The organism is Streptomyces brevispora (assembly GCF_007829885.1).
Taxonomy (GTDB): Bacteria; Actinomycetota; Actinomycetes; order Streptomycetales; family Streptomycetaceae; genus Streptomyces; species Streptomyces brevispora.
Genome location: NZ_VIWW01000001.1, coordinates 5184173 through 5196535, shown reverse-complemented (window position 1 = coordinate 5196535; position 12363 = coordinate 5184173). Strand labels below are relative to the sequence as shown.

Here is a 12363-nt window from a genome sequence, read left to right as displayed (position 1 = left end):
GAAGGAGGCGAGGGTTTTATGACCTGCCATCCAGACTCTCCAGCTACCTCCCCCAAGCAAGGCGACGATCCGTTGGCAGTACCAGTGAAGAACGCAAGCGCCGGACCCGGCACAGGCACCGAGGCGCCCCGGACCTCGATGCGGAAGTCCATAGGTGTCGTCGACGGCATGGTCCTCGCCGCTTCGAGCACCGCGGCCACCAGCAGTATCGGCATCGGGCTCGGTCTGATGGCGGGCATCGTCGGACTGCACCTGCCGGCGATCATGCTGTTGGCCTTCCTGCCCGTGCTCGGCATAGCCGGCGGATACGGGCGGCTCAACCGCATCGAGCCCAATGCCGGCAGCAGCTACAAGTGGGTCGGCGGAATCCTCAGCCCCTGGCTGGGCTTCCTGACCGGATGGGTCAACGTCGTCGGCACCGTCGTGTTCATGGCCTACACCACCACGGTGACCGGCTCGGCGATCATCCAGCTCCTCGGCCAGGCCACCGTCCACGACATCGCCGGCCTCTCCCTCGATCCGGACTCGACCCTGCAGTCCACGCTCCTCGGCATGGCCGTGCTGGTCGCCGCCTCGCTGGTCGCCGTGCGCGGACTCGACCTCGCCGCGCGTCTCCAGAAGTACCTGCTGATCTTCGAGTACGGCGTGCTCATCGCGTTCTGCACATACGGCCTGTTCGCCGGGGATCAGCCGTTCTCGCTCACGTGGTACAACCCCTTCGACATCCCCTCGGCCGAGGCCCTCGCCCAGGGCATGATGCTCGCGGTCTTCTGTTACTGGGGCTTCGAGTCGGTCTTCAGTGTCGGTGAAGAAGTCAGTGACCCGCGCGACGCCTCCCGCGGCGGGTTCATCGCCCTGGCCGTCATGCTGCTCCTCTTCCTGCTGGCCGGCACCGCTTTCCAGCGGGTCCTGCCGCTGGACGAACTGGCCGACAACGGCGCGCAGGGGCTCGCCTATTTCGGCATGAAGCTCGCCGAGCAGCCGCTGGCCGCACTGCCGCTGATCGCTCTCATGTTCTCCGCGGTGGCGTCGCTCCAGGCCTCGGTCATCCCCACCGCCCGCGGGATGTACGCGATGGGCCGCGACGGTGTCCTCGGCTCCGTCTGGACGCGCCTGCATCCCAAGCACGGGACCCCCGCCGTCGGCACCCTGCTGATCACCGCGATCGCCCTGGTCCTCGCCGCGATGGCACTGGTCATCCCCACCGTCAACGACTTGATCTTCGCCGCCGTCAACGCGATCGGCGTCGTCGTCGCCCTGTACTACGCGCTCACCGCCGCAGCCGCCGCGGTGCGCTTCCGCCACCTGCTGCGCACGTCACCGCTCGAGGCGTTGCGCGCGGTCGTCGGACCGTCGCTGGGCGCGCTCGTCCTGCTCGCCACGGGCGGCTACCTCGTCTGGACCTTCTACACCTCCGCCGACCACTTCGAAGTCTCCGCGGACAACGGCTGGTTCGCGCTGCTCGTCCCGGTACTGATGATCGGTTCCGGCCTGCTGGCCGCCGCGTGGGCCCGCTGGCACCGCCGGTCGCCCTACTTCATCCGTACCCGCACCCCCGACACCCCCGACACCCCCGACACCCCCGACACCAACGAACCCACCGGCACCGGCTGACCAGCGCCCCGCCGACGCGCCCCACCGACGCGCGGCACGGACCGCAGCACAGCGTCCCCTCCGGCGGCGCGCCCTCGAAGCGCGGCTCCGCCCATGTGTCCCCCGCGCGCCCGCCGGCATCCGTCCCCTCCGTGCCGACGGCGGGCTCGCAGTGCCCGGCTCCGTGCCCGCGGCCCGCGGTGGTTCATGGGGTGGGGCTCCTTCGGATCTCGGAGGTACGGGCCTCCGAAGTGCCGTCATGAGAACGCCCCGGAGGGCAAAACGTCAATGGGGTTGACGTAAGAACTCCGACATCGCACCCTTTTCCGGGCGCCGAGCCCACTCCGCGGCGCCCGCCACCCGCTCGCGAAGTCCAGGCGGCCGACCGCACCGACCCTTACGACAACACCATTGACGCATAAATGCCCGAGCCGCTTCCATGGCACCCCGCCACGTTCTCTCACGTTCTGGAGCACCGTATGACCACGGCCGATCTGGTCTTCACACGCGGCCCCGTCTTCACCGCCGATCCGGCCCGCACCCGTGCCACCTCACTCGCCGTTGTCGGCGACCGGATCGCCGCGGTCGGGCACGACGAGGTCCGCGAGCTCATCGGCCCCCGCACCGAAGTCGTCGACCTCACGGGGAAGTTGCTGCTCCCCGGCTTCCAGGACGCCCACATCCACCCGGTGTCCGCCGGGATGGAGCTGGCCGCGTGCGATCTGAGCGGAACCGTCGGTACCGAGGAGTACCTGACCCTGATCCGGAGCTACGCGGACGCCCATCCCGACCGTGCGTGGATCACCGGCGGCGGGTGGTCGATGGAGAGTTTCGACGGCGGACTGCCCACCCGGCAGTTGCTCGACTCCGTGGTCCCCGACCGCCCGGTCCTGCTGGCGAACCGCGACCACCACGGCGCCTGGGCCAACACCCGGGCACTCGAACTGGCCGGAGTCACCGCGGACACCCCCGATCCCGCCGACGGGCGCATCGAGCGCGAGCCGGGAGGCTCGCCCAGCGGGATGCTCCAGGAAGGCGCCCAGGCGCTGGTCTCCCGACTGGTGCCGGTGACCACCCCGGCGGACCGGCTCGCGGGCCTGCTGCGCTCCCAGGAACTGCTGCACTCCCTCGGCATCACCGGCTGGCAGGACGCCCTGCTCGGCGCGTTCAGCGGCAACGCCGACCCGTCGCACGCCTATGTGGCCGCCGCCCGCGACGGCTCACTCACCGCCCGGGTCGCCGGCGCGTTGTGGTGGGACCGTGAGCGCGGGGCCGAGCAGATCGACGAACTTGTCGCGATGCGCGAGACGTTGAGCCACGGACGGTTCCGGGCCGGCTCGGTGAAGATCATGCAGGACGGCATCGCCGAGAACTTCACCGCCGCGATGACCTCCCCGTACCTCGACGGCTGCGGCTGTGCCACCTCCAACAGCGGTCTGAGCTTCGTCGACCCGGACGCCCTGCGCGGCCATGTCACCCGGCTCGACGCCCTCGACTTCCAGGTCCACTTCCACGCGCTCGGCGACCGGGCCGTCCGTGAGGCGCTCGACGCGATAGAAGCCGCCGTCGAGGCCAACGGCCGGCGCGGAAACCGCCACCACCTGGCCCACCTCCAGGTCGTCCACCCCGACGACATCGGGCGCTTCGCCCGCCTCGGCGCCATCGCCAACATCCAGCCGCTGTGGGCCGCCCACGAACCCCAGATGGACGAGCTGACCATCCCGTTCCTCGGGCCCGAACGCGCCGCCTGGCAGTACCCCTTCGGGGAGCTGCTGCGCGCGGGCGCCACCCTCGCCGCGGGCAGCGACTGGCCGGTCAGCAGCGCGGACCCGATCCAGGGCATCCACGTCGCGGTCAACCGGAGGGAGCCCGGCGCCACCGACAGCCCGGTCTTCCTCCCCGAGCAGCGCCTGGACCCGGCGACGGCCGTCGCCGCGTACACCGCGGGCAGCGCCCATGTGAACGGCCTGGACGACGCCGGGAGCCTGCTCCCCGGCAACCTGGCCGACCTGGTGGTCCTGGACCGCGACATCTTCACCGCGCCGCCGGAGGAGATCGCCGAGGCGCGGGTCCTGCGGACCTATGTCGGGGGCTCACTCGTGCACTCCGGCTGAGGGGCTGCCGACCGGGCCGGCGCCCGCACGCCTTCAGCGCCGGCCCGTACGCAGTGAGGACGCCCGTACTTCCAGCCGGGTCGGAACCAGCACGCCGGCCGACGGGGCACTCCCCTGCTCCAGTGCCGCGACGAGCAGGTCGATCCCGGCCTCCGCGACCTCCCGTGGTACCAGGCTCAGTGTCGTCAGCGCGGGCCGGGTGTGGGTGGCCGTCAGATCCTCGCTGACGCAGACCACGAGCAGGTCGCCGGGCACGTCGAAGCCGTGGCGGCGCGCCGCCTCCAGGACGAGGGGCGGGCTCGCCTCGGGGACGACACACAGCGCGTCGGGCCGGCGGGTCCCGCCCAGGGCCTCCTCGACCGCTGCCACGACGGGGCCGTTGCCGGCCTCGGGGGCGAACACGACATGCTCAGGCCGTCCGTGCTCGGCGCACCAGTCGCCATAGGCGGCGAGCGCTCCCGCGTAGAACTGTGTCGGACTGTCGGGGAGCACGAGCGCGGGCCGCCGGGCGCCCTGCGCCTCGAAGTGGTCCAGCGTCTCCCGCATGGCCGCCACGACGTCGACGTCCACCCAGTAGGCGCCCGGCCGCCCCTCGACGGAGCGGTCGGTGATCACCGGGATCCGGGCGGCGATCAGGTCGTCGATGATCCGGTCGTCCCCGACCGGATCGGCGACGATCACCGCGTCGAGCGGCAACTCGGCCCACTCGCCGTGCAACGAACCCGCGGGCAGCAGCACCAGCGCGTAGCCGCGCTTGAGCGCGGCCGCCGCCGTGGCGCTCGTCAGCTGGGCGTAGTACGGCGAATCCAGCAACGTCCAGGGGGCACCGGCGAGCTCACCCACCATGAATCCGATCAGCCTGGCCCGCCCGGCGCGCAGTTGGCGCGCGGTGGGGTTGGGGCGGTAGCCCATCCTCCGCGCCGTCTCCCTGGCCCGCTCCCGTACGGCCGGGGAGAGCCGCCCCGTGCCGTTGAGGGCTGCCGAGACGGTGGTCTTGGACAGCCCTGCCTCACGGGCCACGTCCACGAGCAGGACGCGCGGCCGGGCGGTCGGCGAGGCAGGGCTGCCACGCCCAGGGGAAGGGTTCGTCATGGGGCTGATGCTGCCACCCCCATGACCTCAGCAAAACCGTTCCCGCAAAGTCTTGTGCGGGAACGTTCCTGCATCAATACTCGCCCCATCCCCCAGCGCCCGTCACTCCACCCGTAAAGGGGTGCCTCCATGCGCATGCCCAGAGCCATCGCGCTGCTCGTCTGCACGGTCGCCGTCGCGACCACCGCCACCGCCTGTTCGGGCGCCACCGCCTCCCGGTCCTCCGGGAACGGCACCGGGCCGTCGTACAAGGTCACCCCGACCTCCCCGCCGGCCAAGGGCGACCTGGACTCGTTCACGTGGTCGCTCTACGCCGAGCCCTACACGCTCGACTACTCCCTGGCGTACGACTACCCGCCGAACACGGTGCTCGCGAACGTCTGCGAGCAGTTGTTCCGGGTCACCCCCGACATGAAGGTCGAGCCCGCCCTCGCGGTCAAGTACGCCCAGCCGGACCCCAAGACCCTCGTGTACACACTGCGTCCGGGCGTGAAGTTCCACGACGGAACGACCATGACCGCGGACGACGTGGTCACCTCGCTCAAACGCCACACGGACCCGGCCGTCGGCTCGCCCTGGGCGTCGGCGTTCAGGAACGTCGACTCCATCAAGAAGTCCGGCCCGCTGGAGGTGACGATCCGGCTCGGCAAGCCCGACGTCCTGTTCAACGAACTGCTGGCCGCCTCCCCGGGCACCATCGAGAGCGCCGCGTTCCTGGCCAAGGCCGGAAAGGACTACGGCGGCCCCAAGGGCGGGGTCAACTGCACCGGCCCGTACGCCCTCACCAAGTGGGCCCAGGGTGACTCCATCACGCTGAAGAAGAACGACGCGTACTGGGACCGGTCGCTGACCCCGAAGACGGACAAGGTGAAGTTCACCTTCATCGAGGACCCGGCCGCCCGGTCGAGCGCCTTCCTCTCGGGCACGGCCGACGGCGGGTACCTGGTGCCCTCCTCCTCGTTCGCCCAACTGCGTTCCAGCAAGAAGGGCTCCCTGCTGTTCGGCCCGAACAACGCCGCGGCCGACCTCGCCGTCCTCGACTTCAAGGGCACCCTCGGCGACCTCAAGATCCGCAAGGCGCTGTCCATGGCGCTCGATCGCAAGAACATCATCAAGGCGGCCGCCGGCGGCATCGGTATCCCCGCCAAGGCCCCCGCGGCGCGCGGCGCCTGGTCGCTGGTACCGGAGAAGACCGACACGTACTTCGACGCACTCCCCGAGCCGAAGTACGACCTGGCGGGCGCGGAGAAGCTCGTCACCGAAGCCGGCGCCAAGGGCAAGAAGGTCACCGTCGCCACGAGCTCGCTCGCCCCGGAGATCAGTGTCGCCGCCAACGCCGTCCAGGCGGCGGGCCGGCAGATCGGCCTCGACGTACAGCTGAAGTCCGTCGCTCCGGAGGCGTACAGCAACATCTTCGTCGACCCGAGCGCCCGCAAGGGCCTCGACCTCGTCATCACCAATGGGTACGACAACACGCCCGACCCGCTGGAGTTCTACCAGTACCTGCGCACCGGTGACTTCGGGAACTACGGCAACTGGTCCAACGCCGAGTACGACGCCGCGTTCGACCGGGCGAACGCTGAGCCCGACCCGGCCGTCCGGTCGGACCTGACCGCCGAGCTCCAGCGGATCGCGGTGGAGCAGCTCCCCATCATCCCGCTGTACGAGGCGCCGTTCTCGGTCTTCCTCGGCAACAGGGTGACCGGTGCCCCCACCGGCATCGCGCAGCTCTACTACCCGTGGGCCGCGACGATCGGGGCCGCGAAGCCATGACGCGCTACTTCGTCGGTCGGTTCCTCGGCCTGGTGACCGTGCTGTTCGTGACCTCGCTCGTGGTCTTCGGCACGGTCCACCTGGCCCCCGGCGACCCGGTGACGTTCCTGCTCCACGGCCGCCCGGCGACGCCGGAGACGCTGGAGGCGTTGCGCGCCCAGTACCACCTGAACGACCCGCTGCCCGTGCAGTACGGGAAGTGGCTCGGCGGCGTGCTGCACGGCGACTTCGGCCGGTCCGCCCAGTTCCATCAGGATGTCGGGGGCCTCATCGGCTCCCGGCTTCCGGGCACCGCGATGCTGGTGGGGTACTCGGCCCTGCTGGTCGCCGTCCTCGGTGTGGGCGCCGGGCTCCTGGCCGCACTGCGCCCCGGCGCGGCGGACCGCGTGGTCCTCCTCGGCACGGGGGTGACCACGGCGATGCCCTCCTTCGTGAGCGCCATGGCCCTCGTCTCACTGTTCTCCGTCCAGCTCGGCTGGTTCCCGGGCCCGGGCGGCACCCCGGAAGGCTTCACGGACCGGCTGTACCACCTGACGCTTCCGGCCTTCGCCCTGGCGATGACCTTCGCGGGGCTGCTCGCCCGGGTGACCCGGTCGGCGATGCTCGACCAACTCGGCCGGGACCACGTCGAGGTGGCCCGCGCCCGCGGTGTCGCGCGGGGGACCCTGATCCGCCGACACGTGCTGCGCAACGCGCTGGGCCCCGTCGTCACCGTCGGCGGCACCATGCTCGCCGGTCTGCTCATCAGCACCGCGATCGTCGAGACGGCCTTCGACGTGTCCGGCATCGGTTCCCTGCTCGTGCAGTCGGTCACGGCCAAGGACTTCGCCGTCGTCCAGGCGATCACACTGCTCAGCGTGGCGGCGTTCGTCGTGGTGAACCTCGCCGTCGACCTGCTCGCCCCGCTCATCGACCCCCGGTTGTCCCTCCACGGGGAAGGCACCTCATGACCATCACCGCACCTCCCCGGGCCGCCGCGCCCGGTGCGCTACGCCGGCGCCCCGGTCTGGGCGGCCTCAGGATCCTCGGCCAGGGACCGCTCTTCGCGGCGGCCGTCGCGGTCCTGTCCGTACTCGTCCTGGTCGCCGTCCTGGCTCCCGTCCTCGCCCCGCACGACCCCGAGTTCCTCGACCTCTCGTCGAGCCTGGTCGGGACCACCGGGGACCACCTGCTGGGAACGGACCAGTCCGGGCGGGACATCCTGTCCCGGCTGATCCACGGCGCGCGGACCGGTCTGCTCGGACCGCTGCTCGTCGTCGGGGTCTCCACCGTCCTCGGCATCCTGCTCGGCGTGGTCGCCGCCTGGCGGGGCGGTTGGACGGACGCGATCCTGTCCCGGTCGATGGACATGGCGTTCGCCATCCCCGGGCTGCTCCTCGCGATCCTCCTCGTGTCCGTGGTCGGCCCCGGCATGACCGCTCCGGTGATCGCCATGGCCGTGGCCTACACCCCGTACGTGGGAAGGCTGGTGCGCAGCATCGCGCGCCAGGAGAAGGCCCGTCCGTACATCGAGTCGTACCGGGTGCAGGGCTGGTCGGGCTGGACGATCTGCCTGCGGCACCTGTTGCCCAACATCCTTCCGACGGTCCTCGCCCAGTCCGCGATGAACTTCGGGTACGTACTGATGGACCTGGCGGCGCTGTCCTTCCTCGGCTTCGGTGTGCAGCCGCCCACCGCGGACTGGGGCTCGATGATCAACGAGGGGCAGTCGGCCCTCCAGCAGGGGGCCATGCTGCCCGCCCTCGCGCCGTCCGCGTGCATCGTGCTCGCCGTGGTGGCGTTCGGCATCGTCGGCGAGGGGCTCGCCGACCGGATCGCGAAGCGGGAACGGTGAGCACCATGACCGAAACGAGCACCCCGGTGCACGGCACCGGGGACGACTCCCCCGTGCTCGAGATACACCGCCTCGGCATACGCCTGCCGGACGGGCAGGCCGCCCGGCCGATCCTGGACGAGGTCAGTCTCCGGGTCCTCCCGGGGGAGACGGTCGGCCTGGTCGGAGAGTCCGGCTCGGGCAAGTCGGTGGCCTGCCGCAGCGCTCTCGGGCTGCTGCCCGACGGCGCGCGGATCAGCGGCGAGGTACGCGTCGCCGACCGTGACGTGCTGACCATGAACCGTACGGAACTGGCCACGCTGCGGACCCGGCAGGTCGCCATGATCTTCCAGGACCCCCGCGCCTCCCTCAACCCGCTGCGCCGCGTCGGCGACTTCCTCACCGAAGGGCTGCGCGCGGCAGGCAGCTCCGCCGCCGCGGCCCTCGTCCGGGCCGAGGAACTCCTCGACGCCGTGGGTATCCGCGATCCGCGGGGCGCGCTGCGCCGCTATCCGCACCAGTTCTCCGGCGGGATGCTCCAGCGGGTGGTCATCGCCGCCGCCCTGGCCGCCGAGCCCGCCCTGCTGGTTGCCGACGAGCCGACCACCGCCCTCGACGTCACGACCCAGGCGGAGATCATCGCGATACTCACCCGGCTGCGGTCCGAGCAGGGCACCGGACTCCTCTTCGTCACCCATGACCTCGAACTGGCCTCGGCCATCTGCGACCGCGTGTACGTGATGTACGCGGGCCGGATCGTCGAGACCCGGGCCACCGACGAACTGTTCGACCGGCCCCGCCATCCGTACACGGCGGGGCTCCTCGCCTGCACCCCCCGCATCGAACCGGGCGCACCGGCCCCCCGCCCCATCCCGGGCCGCCCCGTCTCGCTCGCGGAGGCACCCTCGGGATGTGCCTTCGCGGCCCGCTGCGCCCACGCGCAACCGCGCTGCTCCGAGGAACCCCCCGTACTGGCGCGGCACGGCGACGGACTCGCCGCGTGCCACCGCGCCGAAGAAGGGATCACGCTGTGACCAGCACGACGAAGGGCCTCGTGGTCGAGGGGCTGTGCAAGCGGTACGGGGACCACCTGGCGGTCGACGACGTGTCCTTCACCCTGGCACCGGGGGCCTCGCTGGCCATCGTCGGCGAGTCCGGCAGCGGAAAGACCACGACCGTACGGATGCTGGTGGGCCTGGCGAGGCCGGACGGCGGGACCGTCCGTCTGGACGGCCGGGACCGGTCCGCCCGGGCCCGGAGCCGGGCCGAACGGCTCGCGCGCGCCCGCGAGATCCAGATGGTCTTCCAGGATCCGTACCTCTCGCTGGACCCACGGGTGACGGTCTCGGACTGCGTCGATGAGGTACTGCGCCTTCACACCCCGCTTGACGCGGCCGCCCGACGTTCGCGGGTCGCCGGACTCCTGGACCAGGTGGGCCTCGGCGAGCGAGAGGCCGGAGCGCTGCCCCGGCGGCTCTCCGGCGGACAGCGCCAGCGCGTCGCCATCGCCCGCGCCCTGGCCGTCGAACCCCGCGTCCTCATCCTCGACGAGGCGGTCGCGGCGCTGGACGTGTCCATCCAGGCACAGATCCTCGACCTGCTCGCCACGATCCGGCGTGAGTCGGGCATCGGCTACCTCTTCGTCACACACGACCTCTCCGTGGTCCGGCACATCGCCGACGACGTCATGGTGCTGAGGTCGGGCCGAGTCGTCGAAGCGGGCCCGGTCTCACGCGTACTGGACAACGCGGAGCATCCGTACACGCGCCTGCTCCTCGACTCCGTACCGCGTCGCGGCTGGGACCCGAGCCTGGCGACGGCAAGCCGCCGCGCGCTTGACTGATCGGCATCGGGCCCGGCCGCCGTCCTGAGCGATGGAGACCGAGCCCCCGTTGCGCGGGCCGGCAGCGCAACAGCTGCCGGCCCGCGCAACGGGGGCTCATTCCGTGGCGACGGGCCGGGGTGAGCCCCCGCGCGTGATACTGAATGCGATCTGACTGATTTGGGGGGATTTCCCGGTCTCGACTCGCGATACAGGAGTGCATACCGAATGAACCTGGGTCTCACCGACAAGGTCGCTGTCGTCACCGGTGCCAGCAAGGGCATCGGCCTGGCCATCGCCGAAACCCTCGGCCGCGAGGGCGTCCGCGTCGTCGCCGGCAGCCGTACCCGAACCCCTGAACTCGCCGCACTGTGCGAGAGGTACGGCGCCACTTTCGTTCCCGTCGATCTGGGTGAAGCCGACGGCCCCGACCTGCTGATCAATGCCGCCGCCGAGCGTCACGGCCGGATCGACGTACTGGTCAACAACCTCGGGGTCGCCCGCCCCCGCACCGGCTTCCTGGACATCGAGGACGCCGAGTGGCAGCACGTGTTCGACCTGACCTTCTTCAGCGCGGTCCGCACCAGCCGCGCCGCACTCCCCCGTCTGCTCGCCGACGACGGCGGAGCGATCGTCAACATCAGCTCCGTCAACGCACGCCTGCCCTTCCCCATGGTGGTCGACTACTCGGCGGCCAAGGCTGCGCTCAGCAGCCTCACCAAAGCCTTGTCGGAGGAGTTCGCCCCACGGGGCGTACGCACCAACGCCATCGCCCCCGGGCCGGTCCGCACCCCGTTCTGGACCGCCCCCGGCGGCTTCGCCGACGCCGCGGCGAACGGCACCGGCAAAAGCGCCGCGGAGACCCTCGACGAGGTGGTGCCCCAGCAGATGGGCATCTCCACCGGACGAATCACCGAACCCCGGGAAGTGGCCGAACTCTGCGCCTTCCTGGCCTCTCCGCTCGCCGCCAACATCACCGGCGCGGAGTTCGTCATCGACGGCGGCCAGATCAAGACCACCTGATCGCCCGCAGGTCGGCCCGTCCAGCGCGACTCTCCCGGCTCCGCCGAGACGGTCCGACGTCGGAGCCGGACCGATCAGGTGAGGTCCATGCCGTCGCCCGGTCTCCTCTTCGACGCCGGCAAGCACACGCTCCGGCCATGAACAGGTCATGGGTGGATCGAACCCGCGTCGGCCGACAGGGCGACACCACCCAGGTTTTGGACTTGCGGGTCCATTTTTGTCGTCACATAGTGGCACTGCGCCCCGGCCTTCCAGGGCCGCCCCGTTCGGTCGACCGCCGCATGCGGTCCAGCCGTTCGGGTTCACGGCGCAGAACCGAGCGACGGAGTGGACCATGCCCATGCGACTCGAGGGCCGGACCGCCCTGGTGACCGGAGCGACCAGCAACATCGGGCGGGCGATCGCCGAGGCCTTCGCCGCCGAGGGGGCGCACGTCGCCGTCTCGGGCCGCAGCGCCGAGCGCGGCAAGGAGGTCGTCGACGGGATCCACGCCCGCGGCGGCCGCGCCGACTTCGTGCGGGCCGACCTGGACGGAAGCGCCGCAGCCTCGCAGGCGCTGGCCCAGGAAGCGGCGCGGATCCTCGACGGCCGCATCGACATCCTGGTCAACAACGCCGGCATCTACCCCGCCAACACCACGGCGACCACCGACGAGAAGACCTTCGACCAGGTCTATGCGGTCAATGTGAAGGCCCCGTTCTTCCTGACCGCCGCCGTCGCACCCGCCATGGTGGAGGCCGGCGGCGGAGCGATCATCAACCTGGGATCCTGGATCGCGCGATTGGGCATTCCCAGCGCCCTCTACAGCTCCACCAAGGGAGCCATGGAGACCCTGACCCGGTCCTGGGCGGCGGAGTTCGGGCCGCAGGGTGTCCGGGTGAACGCGATTTCGCCGGGCGTGGTGCAGACGTCCGCCCCCGGAGAGGTCCACCCCGGAGAGATCATGATGAAGGGCACGCCCGCGGGGCAGATGGGCACCCCCGACGCCATCGCGAACGCCGCCGTGTACCTGGCCGGCGACGAGTCCTCGTTCGTGCACGGCATCGTGCTCGACGTCGACGGCGGCCGCACCGGCGTCGCCGTCATCGCCCGCTGACGCATGACACCGCCCCCGGGAGCGCCCGGGGGCGAGT

The 12363-nt window shown here is 71.1% G+C and carries 10 protein-coding genes; 9 read left to right on the top strand and 1 reads right to left on the bottom strand.

Going from position 1 to position 12363, the window contains the following annotated elements; translation table 11 throughout:
- Positions 1–138 precede the first annotated feature (138 nt).
- Together FHX80_RS24100 and FHX80_RS24095 are read left to right on the top strand one after the other, a co-directional pair.
- A complete protein-coding gene (locus FHX80_RS24100; protein WP_208764807.1) occupies positions 139–1614 on the top strand; it encodes an APC family permease in 1476 nt (491 codons plus the stop codon).
- A 458-nt stretch (positions 1615–2072) separates the two neighbouring features.
- On the top strand, positions 2073–3707 hold the full coding sequence (locus tag FHX80_RS24095; RefSeq protein ID WP_145766109.1) for an amidohydrolase: 1635 nt from the start codon (positions 2073–2075) through the stop codon (positions 3705–3707).
- A gap of 33 nt (positions 3708–3740) precedes the next feature.
- Here the strand turns inward: FHX80_RS24095 and FHX80_RS24090 are convergent, their stop codons facing one another.
- On the bottom strand, positions 3741–4799 hold the full coding sequence (locus FHX80_RS24090; RefSeq protein WP_145766108.1) for a LacI family DNA-binding transcriptional regulator: 1059 nt from the start codon (positions 4797–4799) through the stop codon (positions 3741–3743).
- Between the two features lie 129 nt (positions 4800–4928).
- Here FHX80_RS24090 and FHX80_RS24085 point away from each other — a divergent pair, with 129 nt between their 5' ends.
- The 7 genes from FHX80_RS24085 (at position 4929) to FHX80_RS24055 (ending at position 12326) form a co-directional block, all read left to right on the top strand.
- Positions 4929–6572 (top strand): ABC transporter substrate-binding protein, encoded by a 1644-nt coding sequence (locus FHX80_RS24085; protein WP_145766107.1) that lies wholly within the window; start codon positions 4929–4931, stop codon positions 6570–6572.
- Positions 6569–7522 carry an ABC transporter permease gene (locus FHX80_RS24080; protein ID WP_145767461.1) on the top strand — a complete coding sequence of 318 codons (954 nt, stop codon included), beginning with the start codon at positions 6569–6571 and terminating at the stop codon, positions 7520–7522. Before FHX80_RS24085 ends, FHX80_RS24080 begins: the two co-directional genes overlap by 4 nt.
- Positions 7519–8406 carry an ABC transporter permease gene (locus FHX80_RS24075; RefSeq protein WP_145766106.1) on the top strand — a complete coding sequence of 296 codons (888 nt, stop codon included), beginning with the start codon at positions 7519–7521 and terminating at the stop codon, positions 8404–8406. The genes FHX80_RS24080 and FHX80_RS24075 overlap by 4 nt, the downstream gene beginning before the upstream one ends.
- A gap of 5 nt (positions 8407–8411) precedes the next feature.
- A complete protein-coding gene (locus FHX80_RS24070) occupies positions 8412–9419 on the top strand; it encodes an ABC transporter ATP-binding protein (protein WP_145766105.1) in 1008 nt (335 codons plus the stop codon).
- On the top strand, positions 9416–10228 hold the full coding sequence (locus tag FHX80_RS24065; RefSeq protein WP_375888164.1) for an ABC transporter ATP-binding protein: 813 nt from the start codon (positions 9416–9418) through the stop codon (positions 10226–10228). The genes FHX80_RS24070 and FHX80_RS24065 overlap by 4 nt, the downstream gene beginning before the upstream one ends.
- Positions 10229–10435: 207 nt before the next feature.
- Positions 10436–11230, top strand: a complete 795-nt coding sequence (locus FHX80_RS24060; RefSeq protein WP_145766103.1) for an SDR family NAD(P)-dependent oxidoreductase — start codon at positions 10436–10438, stop codon at positions 11228–11230.
- 334 nt (positions 11231–11564) lie between these two features.
- A complete protein-coding gene (locus tag FHX80_RS24055; protein WP_167523619.1) occupies positions 11565–12326 on the top strand; it encodes an SDR family NAD(P)-dependent oxidoreductase in 762 nt (253 codons plus the stop codon).
- Positions 12327–12363 lie beyond the last annotated feature (37 nt).

Excerpts from the sequence above, each read along its gene's own strand:
- FHX80_RS24100 (WP_208764807.1), top strand. The coding sequence starts at position 139 with ATGCGGAAGTCCATAGGTGTCGTCGACGGCATGGTCCTCGCCGCTTCG.
- FHX80_RS24095 (WP_145766109.1), top strand. The coding sequence starts at position 2,073 with ATGACCACGGCCGATCTGGTCTTCACACGCGGCCCCGTCTTCACCGCC.
- FHX80_RS24090 (WP_145766108.1), bottom strand. The coding sequence starts at position 4,799 with ATGACGAACCCTTCCCCTGGGCGTGGCAGCCCTGCCTCGCCGACCGCC.
- FHX80_RS24085 (WP_145766107.1), top strand. The coding sequence starts at position 4,929 with ATGCGCATGCCCAGAGCCATCGCGCTGCTCGTCTGCACGGTCGCCGTC.
- FHX80_RS24080 (WP_145767461.1), top strand. The coding sequence starts at position 6,569 with ATGACGCGCTACTTCGTCGGTCGGTTCCTCGGCCTGGTGACCGTGCTG.
- FHX80_RS24075 (WP_145766106.1), top strand. The coding sequence starts at position 7,519 with ATGACCATCACCGCACCTCCCCGGGCCGCCGCGCCCGGTGCGCTACGC.
- FHX80_RS24070 (WP_145766105.1), top strand. The coding sequence starts at position 8,412 with ATGACCGAAACGAGCACCCCGGTGCACGGCACCGGGGACGACTCCCCC.
- FHX80_RS24060 (WP_145766103.1), top strand. The coding sequence starts at position 10,436 with ATGAACCTGGGTCTCACCGACAAGGTCGCTGTCGTCACCGGTGCCAGC.
- FHX80_RS24055 (WP_167523619.1), top strand. The coding sequence starts at position 11,565 with ATGCCCATGCGACTCGAGGGCCGGACCGCCCTGGTGACCGGAGCGACC.